Genomic DNA, 15,427 nt, shown 5'->3' on the forward strand with positions numbered 1-15,427 from the left:
GGACTCGCAGAGTCCACGCTACAGTTCTTTTTCCCTTGAACATCGCCCAGCTTCGCCGCCAGCTCGACGCCCAGTACGAGCGCTACAACCGGCCCGAATTCATCAAAAACGACCCCATTCAAATTCCGCACCGCTTCACCCAGCGGCAGGATATTGAGATTTCGGCCTTGTTTGCGGCGCTGCTGGCCTGGGGTCAGCGGCCCACCATTATCAACAAGTGCAACGAGCTGCTGCGCCGCATGGACGACGCGCCCCATCAGTTCGTAACGCAGCACCAGGACGAGGACCTGAAGCGGCTGCTGGGCTTCTGCCACCGCACGTTCTGCGATACCGATTTGCTGTACTTCGTGCATTTTCTGCGCGACTGGTACCGGCAGCACGACTCGCTGGAAACCGCGTTTCTGGTGGGCCACTCGCAGCGCGAGCGGCTCATCAACTTCCACAACCGCTTCTTCAGCCTGCCCGACGCCCCGCAACGCACCCGCAAGCACGTGGCCACGCCCGCCCGCAAATCGGCCTGCAAGCGCGTGAACATGTACCTGCGCTGGCTGGTGCGCCGCGACGACAAAGGCGTGGACTTCGGCCTGTGGCAGCGCCTCTCGCCCGCCGACCTCATCATGCCCATCGACCTGCACGTGGAGCGCCAGGCCCGTCCGCTGGGCCTGCTCACCCGCAAGCTCGTGGACTGGGAAGCCGCCGAAGAACTCACCGCCAACCTGCGCCTACTGGACCCCGCCGACCCGGTGAAGTACGACTTCGCGCTGTTCGGCGCGGGGGTGGATAAGTGACAGGACACGAGCCCCCACCGCCAGCAAGGTCGCGGTTTATAAAAAGGAGGGTATCTTGGTTGGCATGAGTTGGACCGTTGTATTAGAAAGCGAACACAAAGACCAGATTGCTTGCCTGAGCGCCGAATTTGAGCCGGGGGTAAATCTGAATCGCGAGAAGTTTCGGTTGCTCTGCTACTTAGACCCCTACGGGGACACGACATTCAACCGCCTCCAAACAGCGGATTTGCTTCGGGACCTGGTTCTATTGCTGGCGATGGAGCCCAATCCTTTAGGCGACGAACTTATCGCGTTGGTAAAACGGAGCCAAGAAGATGTGCATCTGTACGTTTGTTTTTATGGAGACTAAGCTGTTCGCTTAATATCCCGCCACCCCCGCTGCCGGGCCGCTCGGGCTACTCGCGGGCGGCGGGGGAGAGGGAACTCAGATACGCAGTGGCCCAAGCTGGCACACGTCGCAATCGCGTGCCAGCTTGGGCATTATTTAACAAAGCTCCAAGAACCAGCTTTTCGGGCATTCAGCCTGTTCAACGGCTGGCCGTCAGCCGATACATAGATAGCAAAGTCAAGTTTCGGCGGCTGCCGCTCGCCCAGGTCATAGGTCAACCATGTTCTGTTGAGCGTTAGGGGATAGTCACCATTTAAGGTGACGTCCATCGTGTTGGAAATGGGGTGCGCCAACTTTATAGTCACCGTGTTGCCCTTGACGACGGCAATGCCGTGGTGTTCGCAATCGATGATGGCTGCCCGCCCCACCCAACACCGTTCGACGCGCAAGGTGTCCGGTAGGGATGCGACCCGGGCCGGGCCGTTCGCAGCGGGGTGAAGCTCGTACAAAAACAACCCGAACAGTTGCGAGCTGGACACGCTGCGGGAGATATACGCGCCGTTGCAATCCGTTTGAATGTCGCCGCACGAGGCGAGCAAACCCGCCAGGAATAGATACACTGCCTTCATGAACTCCTGAAAAAAAGTGGGTACGTTCAGCCAAACACTCATTCACCCCGCCGTCCCCGCCACCACGGGCAGTAGCGCGTCCTCCCCGGCCCGCGTGAGGCGGTGGAAGCGCGTGCGGCTGCGGTAAAACCACTCCGTCAGCCCCAGCGCTTCGAGGCGGCGGGTGGCGCGGGCCGCCATGCGCGGCCCCAGGCCGCTGGCGGCTTGCAGGGCCGCCGTGGCCGCGTCGGGCTGCTGCACCAGCACCAGCAGCATCGCGCTCAGGGCCGCCCGGCCCCGGCGGTTGCCCACGCGGTGCTGCGCCCCGAGCCACGCCGCCACCCGCGCCGCAATGGCTTCCGGCGCCTGGCTGGGCGGTGGGGGCGGGCCCGGGTTGTCGCGCAACGCCAAGCGGGCCGCAAACTGGTCGGCCAGTCCCGGGGCCGTTTCAGCAGGAAAAGGAGTGTCCGACATACCACGAAGCAAGGAGCCGGCCGGCTCCGTCGCCCACCAGTTGCCGCAATATAGCCGTTACTCGTCTTTTATGCATACTTACCAGTCCGATATAGCCTACAATTAGTCATGAATACTCTGTTACTGGTACGTAACACCCGCTTCGGGGTACCTCATACCGGTAAAATAGTCAATAGTACCTGGTTATGCGTACGAAATGCAGTTTTGACAGTAGTTATGACAATTTATGGCGTCTTCAACACGTAAAAATTAGTCTGTAACAGGGCGATTAGCGTCAGATAATTGCCATTCGCAGTCATAATAAATGCAGAAAGGAGGCGCTGGTCACCCCAATGCCCGGCCATACCGGCCCCGCCCCATTTCTTAATCATTCCCGCGAATCTTCCCGCCCGCTTAGCTGTTTACCTTCGTATCCTATTCCCGAATACCGAAAGACTACTTTCTTGCTTTTACCCCAACACTTCGAACAAAAAATCGGCTTCAGCACCCTGCGCGAGCAGCTCGAAGCCAATTGCCTCTCGGCCCTGGGCCGGCAGTACGTGGCCCGCATGGAGTTCCAAACCAAGCACGAGCCCCTGCTGAAACTGCTGCAACAGGCCAACGAATTCGCCTACCTGCTGCGCTCCGGCGCCGACTTCCCGGCCTCGCACTACCACGACGCCAAGGCCCACCTCAAGCGCGCCGCCCTGCCGGGCGCCTATCTCGACGTGGCCGCCTTTTTTGAAGTGAAGATGAGCTTGCGCACCATCCGGCAGGCGCTGAGCTTCTTCTCCGATGCCGATGAGGAGCTGTATCCCACGCTGCGCCTGCTGGGCATCGGCGTGCAGGTCGACCGCAACCTGCTGGCCGCCATGGACAAGGTGGTGGACGACGACGGCGCCGTGCGCGACGACGCCAGCCCGCTGCTGCGCCAGATTCGGCAGGAGCTGATAGCGCGGCAGGGGCAATTGCGTCGTCAGATTGCCGGCATCCTGCGCCACGCCAAAACCGAGGGCTGGATTCCCGGCGATGCCGAGCCCACCATCCGGGGCGGGCGCCTGGTGCTGCCCGTCATTGCCGAGCACAAGCGCAAGGTGAAGGGCCTGATTCACGACGAATCGGCCTCGGGCCAGACCGTGTACATCGAGCCGGCCGAGGTGTTCGAGCTCAACAACGACATCAAGGACCTCGATAACGCCTACCACCGCGAGCTGATTCGCATCCTCACGGCCCTTACCAACCAGCTGCGCCCGCACATTCCGGATTTGCGCAAGGCCTATTCCTACCTGGGTCTGATTGACTTTATCAGAGCGAAAGCAAGGTTGGCCGTCACGCTCGATTGCCAGCTGCCGGTGCTGCACAACAAGCCGCTGCTGAAGTGGCACGGCGTGCGCCACCCGCTGCTGCAACTGGCCTTCGCCCAGCACAAGCGCGAGAACGGCGACGCCCGCGAAGTGGTGCCGCTCGACCTGGAGCTGAACCACGAGCAGCGCATACTGGTCATTTCCGGCCCCAACGCCGGCGGCAAATCGGTGAGCCTGAAAACGGTGGGCCTGGTGCAGTTCATGCTGCAAATGGGTCTGCTCATCCCTTGTGCCGACAACTCCGAAGCCGGCGTGTTCGAGGATATTTTCCTCGACATCGGTGACGAGCAGAGCCTGGAAAACGACCTGTCGACCTACTCCTCGCACCTGCTGGCCATGAAGCAATTCCTGACGTTGGCTGGCAAGAAAAGCCTGGTGCTGATTGACGAATTCGGCACCGGCACCGAGCCCAGCCTGGGCGGCGCCATCGCCGAGGCCGTGCTCGACCAGCTGAATAGAGCAAGAGTATATGGCGTCATCACCACGCACTATACGAATCTGAAGAATTTTGCCGAGCGCACCCCGCACCTCATCAACGGCGCCATGCGCTACGACCCCGAGAAGTTGCAGCCGCTCTACCGCCTGGAGGTGGGCAAGCCGGGCTCGTCATTCGCCATCGAAATTGCCCGCAAAATCGGCCTGCCTAAGGAAGTGGTGGAGCGCGCCACCCAGTTGGTGGGCAAGGATAAAATCCGCTACGACCGCCTGCTCGAAGGCCTCGAAAAAGAGAAAACCGAGCTGGAGCAGCGCACCGCCGAAGCCGCCAAAGCCGAGCGCCGCCTCAAAAGCGCCGCCAAGGAGTACCAGGACCTTAAGCAGCACCTCGAAGACACCCGGCTTGAAACCCTGCGCACCGCCAAGCAGCAGGCCAAGGCGCTGTTGGTGAACACCAACCAGCAAATCGAGGCCACCATCGGCGAAATCCGCCGCGGCCAGGCCGACAAGGAAGTCAACAAAGCGGCCCGCGAAAAGCTCGACAACTTCGTGAAAAAGGAGCTGCAGATTGAGCCGCCCAAGCCCAAGCCCACCCGCGAGCGCGCCGAAACCGGCGGCCTGCAGCCCGGCGACAAAGTGGCCCTCTACGGCCAGGACGGCTACGGTGAGGTCCTCAGCGTGAAAGGCAAAACCGCCGAGGTGATGTTTGGCGGCATGAAAACGCTGACCAAAGTCAGCCAGCTCGAAAAGCTGGGCCGCGCCGAAATCCGCGAGCGGGAGCAGGCCGCCAAGGCCAAAGCCAGCAAGCTGAGTGGTGGGGGAGGCGGCGGCAACGGTCTGAACATCACCGACCGCATGGCCGGCTTCAGCCCCACGCTCGACCTACGCGGCGAGCGCGCCGAAGACGCCCTCACCAAAACCATGAGCTTCGTGGACGACGCCGTGATGCTGGGCATGCCCGAAATCAAGTTCCTGCATGGCCGCGGCAACGGGGTATTGCGCCAGGTGGTGCGCGACTACCTGCGCTCGCAGCGCGCCGTGGCCAGCGTGGCCGACGAGCACGCCGACCGCGGCGGCGACGGCGTCACCATTGCCGTGCTGAAGTAAATGGCGGGCCGGAACGTGAAAGCGCAGCGAATACTGGCCGGGCTTTTCGGTTTGTTCATGGCCTTGGGCATGCTCACAAAAAGCCTGGGAGCGCTGGGGCAGGCGTTGCAGCTGCGAGCCGCTTTGCCAAACAACCCTGGCTTGCATCTGGAGGTGAAAGAGGCCTTTTTTACCTTCATGTTCACGTTGATAATCGCGCTGGCCTTGGGCTGGTGGGGCATCTCGAAGTTTCGGCGCCGAAAACCTGAAACACAAGCCGCCGAGTAGCTTGCGCAACTGGTTTGTCGCCGTGGTTGGTGCACGAATACACAAGTTGTAAAGTCCTTTTGTCGAAAAGAGAAGCCCGGGCCTGAACAAGGCCCGGGCTTCTCTTTTACGGTTTTTACACCTGGCAGGCAAAGGCAATGCCCTTGTGAGAAGTCTGATGAAAGCAAAGTTTGGTTGGCGTCTGGAAATGGGAGGGAAGTACGTTTGCAGCGCTTCAACCAAAACGCAGTATCGCGTCAGTCGTAAGCCCTAAACACGACCTCAACCCTTTTTCTATGAATCCAGCCGCCACCACTCCGCGCGTTCAGCAAACTTCTGCCGCCTTCATTGCCGCTTCCTGGGTGGCCTTGCTTCTGGGCATGGTCGCTTTCAACATCGGCCTCTGGAACGCCCAAATGGCCCTGAACGAAAAGGGCTATTACTTCACCGTGCTGATGTATGGCCTGTTTGCCGCCATTTCGGTGCAGAAAAGCGTGCGCGACCGCCTCGAAGGCATTCCCGTCACCAACCTCTACTACGGCATCAGCTGGGTGTCGGTACTCCTCACCGTGCTGCTGCTCACGGTAGGTCTGTGGAATGCCACCCTCACGCTGAGCGAAAAAGGTTTTTACGGCATGGCCTTCGTGCTGAGTTTGTTCGGAGCCATTGCGGTGCAGAAAAACACCCGCGACAGCCTGAACGCCAACCCGCCCGCACCGGCCGACCTCGGCCAGTAGCCTGACGCACCGCGACGCGCCCTCTTCCGCGTTGCGGCCGTGTAGCACATTATGGTTGCGCCTCGCTCAGCTACTCATGGCTGGTCGTTGTCAGGTGGTGGCGGTAGCTGAGCTACTTGTCCTGAATCAGCCCACCCAGATAATTGAGCGGCATGCGCACATCGAAGTAAATTCGATTGCCATTGAAGTGCTGCTGGCCGTCGCCGGCCGAGGCTTCGGCCACAGGCTTCAGCGTGAAGACGTCGGTGGTGCCTGTCCGCGCCTGTTCGCTAAAATCCAGGTTGTAGTAGCCAAGCAGGGTGTACTCGTCGTCCACCGTTACAGGCACAAAGGCAGTGGTGGGGCTGTGCCCGTTGCCGCTGTTGCGTAGGGCCCGCAGTAAGCCAAAATAGCGGTTGGCGTAGCGCTGGGCGAGGCGGCGGCCGCTGGCCTGGCTGGCGCACACTATCATTTCAGTGGTCAGGCGCAGGTTGAAGGGGTGGGCGCGCAGCTCCTTCGCGCCCAACGCCAGGGCATCGCGGTATTGCTTGGCGGCGAAGGCTTTGGTGAAGGCCTCCGGGGCTTCGGCGGTGGCTTCGGGGTTGTAGCTTGGCTGGAATACCTGCCCGTAGTAGAGGTAATGGTAGTCCTTCGCCTGCAGCGTTGAGTCTGAAGCCTGCAGGCGCGTCAGCTGTTTGGGGAAATAGTAGGGCGAGCCCGGGTTGGTGGTTTCGCGCTTGATTTCGTCGAAGTCAACGTTGGAAACCTTTTGGGCCAACGCCCGGAAAGTGAGTAGCAAGCAGGCGGAGAGCAGCAAAAATTTCATGGCAGCGGAATGGTTTTTAAGCCTGAAACGCAACGGCAGGCCAATGAAGTGATACCCAAACACAAAAAAAGGCGGCCTCCCACCGGAAGGCCGCCTTTAAATTGAAGCAGGCGAAGTGCTTACTGCACCACCACGCGGCTCACCTGGGTGGCTTCCGGGGTGGTCACCTGCACCATGTACAGGCCAGCTTTCAGCGCCGTGGCGTCAACGGCCAGGTCGGTGCCGGTCAGGGGCTGGGTTTGGGTCAGCACCACGCGGCCGGTCACGTCGCGCAGCACCACGGTGGCGGAGCGGGCGGTGCTGCTGGCCAGGTGCAGGTTGAAGCTGCCGCGGGCGGGGTTGGGGTACACCTGCATGGTGCTGGCTTGCACCGTGCCGGCCTTGGTGGCCAGCGTGAGGCGGCACACGGTTACGCCGGCGACGTTTTGCTCGGCAATGCGGGCGGCGTACTCCTGGTAGTAGCGGTTGGTCACGCGGGCATCGTGCACCACGAGGGTGTTTTCGTCGTTTTCGGTATCAGCCGAGAGCGTCCAGTTGTGCGAGCCCACAAACACCGTGGGGTCCGACTGACTGGCGCCGGCGTCCACAATCAGGGTTTTGTGGTGCATGATGCCGAAGCCGGCGCCCGCGCGCTTTATGAGCAGGCGGTTGCCCAGGCCGGCCTGCATGAGGCGGAACGAGAAGCCGGCCGTGCCGCTGGTGTCGTTTACAAGGCCGTCGGAGCAGGTGCCGATGCCGCGCTGCGTTACCTGGGCGGTAATGGCGCGGGCCAGGTCGGCGCGGGTGATGAGCATCGACTCGAAGTGCAGGTCGTTGTCAGCCGAGGCAATGGCCTGCAGCAGGCGGCCGTTCACGTTGTCGGTGGGCGAGAAGTACGATTCTACCGACTTACCGCCGATGTTCAGGAAGTGCGGCGTGTTGTCGGTTTTGCGCGAGCCGAAGGTGCTGGTGCCGGGCGTGGCCGTATTGGAACCCCACATTTCCTCAAACTCGACGGTGTAGACGCGGGCCAGCGACTGGTCCTGAATGGCGATGACGTTGTTGGCGTCGGTGCCCAGCTGAGCGCCGGTCCAGTTCATCGAGCCCGTCCACACCCACGGCACGTTGGGGTTGGTGCTATTAGCATCCACAATCACAAACTTGTTGTGCATGATGCTGCTGGTGGTGCTGCCGGCCGTGTTGGGACGCGAAACGCGGCGGATGCCCTGGTTCAGGCTGTTGATGCTCACGTTGGCGTTGTCGTCCTCGTAAATCACGCGCACCTGCACGCCGCGGGCGAAGGCGGCGTTCACCGCGTTCAGAATGGTGGCGTTGTTCCAGTTGTAGATGGCAATGTCCAGCGTCTGCCGGGCGCGGTTGATGTATCGCACCAGCGTATCGGGGGCAGCATTGTTAAGCATGGTCACGGCCGCGTTGCCGGGCAGGGCCAGCGAGGCATCCACCGTGCGGTTGAAGAAGTTCTTGATGACACCCGACGACAGCGAAGCCGTAATCATAGGCACCACGCGCGACTCCGAGCGGCCCACGCCGTTCACCGATACCGCCTGAATGTAGTAGATGGTGGCCGGCTGCAGGCCGGTGAGCACCTGGCTGTGGGCCGTGGTGAGGGCCGTGCTGCCCGGCATCGGGGTGAAGGGGCCGCCGGGCGTGGTGGCGTAAGCCAGCCGGGTATCGCCCGCGTTCTGCGTCGTAAAGCCGATGGTCAGGCTGGTGGTGGCGATGTTGGTAGGCACCGGGCTGGCCGTCACGTTCGGCGTCAGGCCCTGAATAAAGTCGTTGTACGTGCGGTTCAGCAACTGGTAGCCGCCAGTGATAGAGGTGGCCGAAGGCGAAAACTGGCTCACGATGCCAACGGCATCAAAAGTGCCCGACGGGCTGGGTTTGCCGGCCAAGCCATCGGGGCCGGTCGAGTTGGCCGGCACGTACGTTACGTACGCGCAGTTGCCGTTGAGGCGGTAAGAAGTACCCGTTGTGAATGCGGTGACGGGAGTGCCGGTCTGGGTGCAGGGGTTGGGGGTGGGGTGCGTGGTTATCGACGTCAACCCGTTGATGCGGACCAGCATGCCTTCGTACTGCTCGGCAAAAGCGCTGGCCGCGTTGGCGGCCGTGAACACCACCGGCGCCGGCACGGGCCGGTTGCCGGCCAGCACGGTGAGCGAGGTGATGGGGTCGACTTCGAGCAGGCCGCGGTACATTTTCAGCCCCCCCGTCACCTGAATGCTGTCGCCGGGCACCAGCGGAGCCAGCAGAGCCGCGGTGGCGCCGCCCGAGCTATACACCCCAATGCCAGCCGTGCCGTCCTGAATGTAGCGAATGGTGCTGACCGAGGAGCCCAGCTCGGCGCCGTTGGTCACGATGCCGCGCACCGTCACGGTGGGGCCCTGGGTGCCATTGGTGGTGGGGGCTTGGGCCCGCGCCGCCGCAATGGTAATCGCAGTTTGGGCCGAGACGGTTTGCCAGCAGCTGGCCACCGCCAGCAGCGCCAGCAGAGTAAGTTTCTTCATGAAAAAAACAGGTTTACGAAACGGTTATCTTTAAATAGTCGGCGGTAGACGGAAATACAAAGATGCTGAATTTCAGCCAAACGAACCCGCCGCCGTACCCTGCCGTTCCCCCGCGCGTGTTAATTTTTGGCGGCCCCGCGCCCGCGCTTGCCGCTGGCCGTGATGAAGGGCACGGGCGTGGCCGTTTCGGTACCGGCCGCGTTGCGCGAGCTAACTTCCACGTAATAAGTAGTGCCCGGAATGAGGTCGCTCAGCGTGAGGCTGTGGCGGGTGGTGGGCGTGGCGTCGAGGCGCGACTCTTTGAGCTGTTTGGGGTCGAGGCCGAAGCGCACGCGCGTGTCGCCGGGGTTCAGCGTTGAGTACACCACCGTGAAGCCGGTGGCGCTCACGTTCACCGGCACGGGCTCTTCGGTGAGGCGGGGCAGGCCACCGCCCAGCACCAGGTCGGAGGCCAGGCGGGGCAGCAGCTGGTAGCCGCCCGTGCCGCTGGGCGCGTACTGGCTCATGATGCCGCGCAGGTCGAACGGCTCGGCGGGCGGCGTGGCGTCTACCAGGCCCTCGGGGCCGGTGCTGGCGGCCATCACGCGCACCAGCGTGCCGGGCTGGCCGTTGAGCAGGTAGTTGGCGTTGCCGGCCAGGGTGGTAACCGGAGTGCCGGCTGGCGTGGCCAGGCGCGTCACGCCCGTGATTTCCACCAAACGGCCTTCGTTGGCCTCGGCAAAAGCGGATGTCGCCTGCGCCGCTGGCACTTTCACGGCGTGCAGCCGCTGGCCCGACGCCAGCTTGTGCACCGAGGCCACGGGGTCCATTTCCAGCAGCCCGTTGTAGGCCTTTAGCTGGCCGGTAACCTGAATGCTGTCGCCGGCGCGCAGCTCGCCAAAGCCCGGCAGCTTGGTCGGCTGGGCGTAGAGGGCCAGGCCCGCTTCAGCGTCCTGCACGTAGCGGACGTTGCCCATCTCGGGGCCGTTGAGCACGACGGCGCGCACCGTGACGGTGCTGCCGGGCCCCAGGGCGCGGGCCGCTTTCACGGTGAGCACGGGCGGGGCGGCGGGTACGGTAGGGGTGGGCGTGGGCAGGCCGCGGAGCAGGCTGGCGCAGAGTAGCAGGTGGTGCATCATCGCAAATGGGATTAAAAGCAGACCGATGGTGGCAGTGCTAGTTGCAAAGTTCAGCACAAATCCCCCATTTCACGCTCGTTAGCCCATTTTATATACGTGCAGCCACAGTGCTATTCTATCATAAAATATTAACTTCCGGATGCAGCTCAATGCCGAACCGTTTCCGCACGGAGGCAATGATTTCCTCGGCCAGCTGGCGCACTTCGCTGCCGGTGGCGCCGCCGTGGTTCACGAGCACCAGGGCCTGGCGGGCGTGCACGCCGTGGGTGCCCTCGCCGGGGCCGCGCCGCAGCCCTTTCCAGCCGGCCCGCTCGATGAGCCAGCCCGCGGGCACCTTCACGCCGCCGGGCACGGGGTAGCCGGGCAGCTCGGGATATTGGCTTTTGAGCTGGTCGAACTTGGCCTGCGACACTTCCGGGTTCTTGAAAAACGAGCCCGCGTTGCCGATTTCAGCCGGGTCGGGCAGCTTGCTGCGGCGGATGTGGATGACGGCCCGGCTCACGTCCTGCGGCGTGGGCTCGCCCTCGATGCCCAACTCGGCCAGGGTTTCGGCGATGGCGCCGTAGCGCACGTTGGGGCGGGCCTGCCGGTGCAGGCGCAGCACCACGGCCGTCACCACAAACTGGTTTTTGAGCACGTTTTTGAACACGCTTTCGCGATAGCCAAAGCCGCATTCGTCGGCCGAAAACACGCGAAGCGCGCCGGTGGCTATTTCCACCGCTTCGAGGTGGTCGAAGGTGTCGCGCAGCTCGGCGCCATAGGCCCCAATGTTCTGCAGCGGCGAGGCGCCCACCGTGCCGGGAATGAGCGACAGATTTTCGAGCCCGCTCAGGCCCTGGTCGAGGCTGTATTCGACGAGGCCGTGCCAGCTCTCGCCCGCTCCGGCGCGGACGAGGGCCGTCTGGCTGTCGGCGTCTTCCGAAATGATTTCCAACCCGCGAATCTCGTTTTTGAGCACTACGCCCGGAAAATCCTGCGTGAATAGCAGGTTGGAGCCACCGCCGAGGATGAGCTTTTCAGCGGCGTGTACCTGGGGCAACTGCAGGAGCTGGCGCAACTCATCGGCCGAGGCAAAGCGCGCGAAGTACCGGGCCCGCACGTCGAGGCCGAAAGTGTTGTAGGGTCGGAGAGAGACGTTTTCTTCAAGAAGCATGGCGCAAAGGTATTGGCCGCTGCACTGGGCTTGCTGCTTGGGTGGCACAGCTAGATAAATTGACCGATGCCGTTTGTGCCGAAGAAGCAGCAGTTGTACGGACGGAAATCCGGTTGTGCCTTTAAATCGAAATTTTATACTTTGCTAAGTGCCTTTGTGCTCAAGAGCTGCTGTTTGTGCCGTTTTAGGAGCGTTTGCCGGTGGTTTTTCTCCCTTCGAAGGAGCATAGCCATTAATTCGATGTGCAAGAATAGAAAGCATAATCAGCTGACTTCTGCGAACGGGAACAGGACAAGCAAGGTAAAAATTGCCATCTTTATCCTATGGATTCCAAGCAAGCTACCCGTCTTAGCAAGTTCCTTAGCCTGCACCTGCGGCACCGCCCAGCTGCGCTGGGCCTCATTTTGCAGGAGGGCGGTTGGGTGAATGTGGACGGCCTGCTGACTGCCTGTGCCGCCCACGGCACGCCCATCAGCCTGCCTCAGCTAAACGAAATTGTAGAAGGCAACTACAAGAAGCGCTTTGCCTTCGATGCCAGCGGCACCCGCATCCGCGCCCAGCAGGGCCACAGCGTTGAAGTCGATTTGCAGCTGGCGCCCGCCGTGCCGCCGGCTGTGCTCTACCACGGGACGGCTCCGGCGGCGCTGCCCGCCATTCGGCACGAGGGCTTGCAGAAGATGGGTCGCCACCACGTACATCTCTCGCCCGACGCCGAAACGGCCCGCCGTGTGGGTGCCCGCCGCGGCCAGCCTCATATCCTGACCGTCGATGCAGCCGCCATGCACGCAGCCGGCCTTGTTTTCTATGAGTCCGGCAATGGGGTGTGGCTGGTCGATGCCGTGCCGCCGCAATACCTGGGCGGGTTGTAGCGTGGACTTTGCGGGTCAGCGCGTTCTATCTCAGATGTTGAACTAAGCGCGGATTCGCAGAGTCCACACTACAGGCAGCCTTAGCTTAGATAATGCGCAGCCATGATGATGCCGTAAATCCAGCAGGTGTAGAGCGAGGCATACCAAAAGCCTTCCCATAGGCTGGCACCCAGGCGGCCCCGGCAGCGGTTCGAGTTTTTAAACACCAGCCGCAACGCCCGAAAGAACACCCAGTACAGCAGTGCGGCGAAGATGAGGATGCCCGTCCAGAGCAGCGCACCCACCAGCCAGATGACGAACACGGCCACAATCGCCACCACCACCGCCATCACAAGGGCCGCCAGGATTCCCAGAATGCCATGCCCTTCGGAGAAGTCAAAGTTGGGCAGGTTTTCAAAGCCGTCGGTGCCAGGAAAATGCTTGCGGCTGATGCGGTCGGTGAGGCGGCCCACGTCGTCGCGCAGCTTCACGCCGTGGTAGAGGCCCGCGGTGGTGAACAAAAAGAAAGCAGCAAATAGAATGCTGGTCGAAATCAGCGAATTGGCAAACAGCGTGCGGTGCTGCCCCAGGCCCAGCAGCCACACGGCTAGCGTCGTGGTCAGGACCACGGCGGCCGACACCAGGGCCACGTTGCCGGCGCTGAGCAGGCGGTAGGGGCGCGGGACAGGAGAGGCCATGGGTGCGATTGAAGATGGAACCAGTTAACGCCCGTGCGCGGCACGCAACATCGCGCCACGCACGGGCATTATCGGCGTAGCTGAGGCAGCCGGGGCTACTTCAGCTTGGCTTTCACGTTGAAGCGCGAATCGGCGCGCAAAGTGGTGTTTTGGCGCAGGGGCTGGGCCATGGTCACGTCCGTGAACAGGGTGTAGGAGCCGTTGCGCAGGTAGGCGTCGAGCTTGTTGCCGGAGGGAGTTAGGGTGATGGTGGTTTGGCCGGCGGGCACGGGATTGAGCGAGGCCAGCAGCGTCTTGTTGGTACCCGAGGCATCGGAGGCGATGTAGATGCTCACGCTTTTCAGAAAGTCAAAGTTCTGGCCGGCCGGGTCGGTCGCGGTCAGGGTGAGGCGGTCGAGGGTGACGTCCTGCACGCGGTCGGCGCTGGTGTTATTGGCCGAAAACGTGTTGGAAGAACTGGAATTGACCGTGGCCCCCGGCAGCGACAGCAGCGTCGTGCTGAACACACCCGTGGCCGGCACCTGGAAGCTGGTCGAGTCGTTGATTTGGAAGGTGAGCAGGTCTTCAATCTTCTTGCAGCTGCTGGCGCCGAGCAACAGCAGAAAGCAGGCAAGTAAGAAGGTTTTGGGTTGGTTGAGCGAGTTTTTCATATCGGTGGGTTACAGCCAGAATAAGGCGGTTACAAGAAACGGGCCAGCTAATCCTGCTGGTTCCGCCATCTACGGGCCCCCTTCAAAAAACGGATTTTACAGGTCGATGAACACGGCCCGGCGCCCGTTCTACCGCACCCGGTAGCCGCTCAGCGCGTAAAACAGCAGGTACAGGTAGCACAGCGCCGGGACCACAAACGCCACCCGCAGCCCGCCGCCGTGCGTGGCCAGCCAGCCCATGAGCGGCGGAATCAGCGCCCCGCCCACAATGGCCATAATCAGGTACGACGAGCCCTGCTTGGTGAATGGCCCCAGGCCCGTGATAGCCAGGGGGAAAATCACCGGCCACATGATGGAGTTCATCAGTCCGCAAAGCACAATAAGCCACAGCGCGGTTTCGCCGGTGCTCAGGATGCTGGCGCCCACCAAGGCCACGCCCGCGGCGCATACAGCCACCAGCAGCGCCCGGTTGTGAAACTTGAGCAGCAGCGGAATGCCCACCACCCGGCCCACCAGCGAGCCAAACCAATACGACGACACCAGCACCGCGCCCACCGCTTTGGTGAAGCCGGCGGCCGTATCAATCGGGGCCGGCTGCTGGCCAAACAGCACGCCCACGTAATTGGTGGCCACGTTCAGCCCGCGCACCAGGCTTTGGGTGAAGCTGGAAAGCTGCTGAATCCCCTGTGACTCGCCATAACGAATCAGGAAAGAGCCCAAACCGACTTCCACGCCCACGTACACGAAAATGGCCCCAATGCCCAGCACCAGGTGCGGAAACGCCAGCGCCGACGTGCGCCCAGCGGCCATGGGCCGCGCCTCCTCAGCGGCTTCTTCAGGAATGCCTTCGATGTCGGGCAGCTTCACCAGAAAGAAAAACACCGCCGCCAGCACCACCAGAAATACGGCCAGCCCCACATAAGGCCCTTTCACCAGCTGCGATTCTTCAGCCAGGCGCTCGCTCAGCGGCAGCGCCGCCAGCCGAGCTTTTAGCGCTACCGAACCACCGAACAACACCAGCGCGCCCACCAGCGGCGAGAGGCTGCCGCCGAAATTGTTGGCCACGCCCACCACACTCACACGTGCCGCCGCGCCGCGCGCCGGACCCAGGATGCTCACGTAGGGGTTGGCCGCCACTTGCAGCAGCGTGATGCCTGCGCCGAGCGTGGCCAGTGCCGTGAGAAACAGCGCAAACGCCCGCGAGTCGGCGGCTGGGATAAATAGCAGCGCGCCGCCCGCCATCACCAGCAGCCCCACCACGATACCGCGCTGGTAGCCAAGTTTTTTCAAGACCCAGCCGGCCGGCAGCGACATCAGAAAGTAGGCCCCGAAAAAGGCCGACTGCACGGCCGAGGACTGCAAATCGGTGAGTTGGCACACGTCCTTGAGGTAGGGCATGAGCACGTCGTTGAAGTTGGTGACGGCGCCGAACAGGAAGAACAGCGTGGTCATCAGCACCATGGGGCCGGCATAGGAGCGGGCGGGCGCGGCAGTGGCAACGGAGGGAGACGAGGGAGCGAGGGCCATAAATGCAAGAGTGGGACGGCGAAAGGCGAAAGTAGCGCGAACTTTGTAGTTCGCGTTT

The 15,427-nt window shown here is 62.3% G+C and carries 15 protein-coding genes; 6 read left to right on the plus strand and 9 right to left on the minus strand.

The annotated features are described in order from the left end of the window. The first annotated feature begins 35 nt into the window (after window positions 1-35). Both MTP16_RS13915 and MTP16_RS13920 read left to right on the plus strand, forming a co-directional pair. A complete protein-coding gene (locus MTP16_RS13915) occupies window positions 36-788 on the plus strand; it encodes a TIGR02757 family protein (protein ID WP_243510300.1) in 753 nt (250 codons plus the stop codon). Window positions 789-852: 64 nt separating this feature from the next. Next, window positions 853-1,137, plus strand: coding sequence for a hypothetical protein (locus tag MTP16_RS13920; protein ID WP_243510303.1), 285 nt, complete (start codon window positions 853-855; stop codon window positions 1,135-1,137). 131 nt (window positions 1,138-1,268) lie between these two features. On the opposite strand, the gene MTP16_RS13925 is transcribed toward MTP16_RS13920, so the two are convergent. Continuing rightward, window positions 1,269-1,745 (minus strand): hypothetical protein, encoded by a 477-nt coding sequence (locus MTP16_RS13925; protein WP_243510305.1) that lies wholly within the window; start codon window positions 1,743-1,745, stop codon window positions 1,269-1,271. A gap of 42 nt (window positions 1,746-1,787) precedes the next feature. Continuing rightward, window positions 1,788-2,198, minus strand: a complete 411-nt coding sequence (locus MTP16_RS13930) for a hypothetical protein (RefSeq protein WP_243510306.1) — start codon at window positions 2,196-2,198, stop codon at window positions 1,788-1,790. Between the two features lie 443 nt (window positions 2,199-2,641). On the opposite strand from MTP16_RS13930, the gene MTP16_RS13935 reads away from it, so the two are divergent. The 3 genes from MTP16_RS13935 to yiaA all read left to right on the plus strand — a co-directional run bounded on the left by MTP16_RS13935 (window position 2,642) and on the right by yiaA (window position 6,066). After that, window positions 2,642-5,083 (plus strand): endonuclease MutS2, encoded by a 2,442-nt coding sequence (locus tag MTP16_RS13935; RefSeq protein ID WP_243510308.1) that lies wholly within the window; start codon window positions 2,642-2,644, stop codon window positions 5,081-5,083. Further along, window positions 5,084-5,350, plus strand: coding sequence for a hypothetical protein (locus MTP16_RS13940; protein WP_243510309.1), 267 nt, complete (start codon window positions 5,084-5,086; stop codon window positions 5,348-5,350). It abuts the gene before it with no gap. 275 nt (window positions 5,351-5,625) lie between these two features. Continuing rightward, on the plus strand, window positions 5,626-6,066 hold the full coding sequence (gene yiaA, locus MTP16_RS13945) for an inner membrane protein YiaA (protein WP_243510310.1): 441 nt from the start codon (window positions 5,626-5,628) through the stop codon (window positions 6,064-6,066). 112 nt (window positions 6,067-6,178) lie between these two features. On the opposite strand, the gene MTP16_RS13950 is transcribed toward yiaA, so the two are convergent. From MTP16_RS13950 to murB, 4 genes are all read right to left on the minus strand, one after another. Then, window positions 6,179-6,871: a DUF4919 domain-containing protein gene (locus tag MTP16_RS13950; RefSeq protein ID WP_243510311.1), complete on the minus strand. Its 693-nt coding sequence runs from the start codon at window positions 6,869-6,871 to the stop codon at window positions 6,179-6,181. 119 nt (window positions 6,872-6,990) lie between these two features. Then, a complete protein-coding gene (locus MTP16_RS13955; protein ID WP_243510313.1) occupies window positions 6,991-9,375 on the minus strand; it encodes a phospholipase D-like domain-containing protein in 2,385 nt (794 codons plus the stop codon). A gap of 119 nt (window positions 9,376-9,494) precedes the next feature. Further along, entirely contained in the window at window positions 9,495-10,493 is a 999-nt protein-coding gene (locus MTP16_RS13960; RefSeq protein WP_243510319.1) for a fibronectin type III domain-containing protein, read from the minus strand. Between the two features lie 118 nt (window positions 10,494-10,611). Beyond that, window positions 10,612-11,646, minus strand: coding sequence for a UDP-N-acetylmuramate dehydrogenase (gene murB, locus MTP16_RS13965; RefSeq protein ID WP_243510321.1), 1,035 nt, complete (start codon window positions 11,644-11,646; stop codon window positions 10,612-10,614). A 323-nt stretch (window positions 11,647-11,969) separates the two neighbouring features. Here murB and MTP16_RS13970 point away from each other — a divergent pair, with 323 nt between their 5' ends. Further along, window positions 11,970-12,515 carry an RNA 2'-phosphotransferase gene (locus MTP16_RS13970; protein ID WP_243510322.1) on the plus strand — a complete coding sequence of 182 codons (546 nt, stop codon included), beginning with the start codon at window positions 11,970-11,972 and terminating at the stop codon, window positions 12,513-12,515. A gap of 80 nt (window positions 12,516-12,595) precedes the next feature. On the opposite strand, the gene MTP16_RS13975 is transcribed toward MTP16_RS13970, so the two are convergent. From MTP16_RS13975 to MTP16_RS13985, 3 genes are all read right to left on the minus strand, one after another. After that, the gene (locus MTP16_RS13975; protein WP_243510323.1) at window positions 12,596-13,192 is read right to left on the minus strand and encodes a hypothetical protein; all 597 of its coding nucleotides are present in this window, start codon (window positions 13,190-13,192) and stop codon (window positions 12,596-12,598) included. 95 nt (window positions 13,193-13,287) lie between these two features. Further along, on the minus strand, window positions 13,288-13,842 hold the full coding sequence (locus tag MTP16_RS13980; protein ID WP_243510325.1) for a hypothetical protein: 555 nt from the start codon (window positions 13,840-13,842) through the stop codon (window positions 13,288-13,290). Between the two features lie 129 nt (window positions 13,843-13,971). Then, window positions 13,972-15,369, minus strand: a complete 1,398-nt coding sequence (locus tag MTP16_RS13985) for a sugar MFS transporter (RefSeq protein WP_243510327.1) — start codon at window positions 15,367-15,369, stop codon at window positions 13,972-13,974. Window positions 15,370-15,427 lie beyond the last annotated feature (58 nt).

It is taken from the genome of Hymenobacter monticola (assembly GCF_022811645.1).
Classification (GTDB): Bacteria; Bacteroidota; Bacteroidia; order Cytophagales; family Hymenobacteraceae; genus Hymenobacter; species Hymenobacter monticola.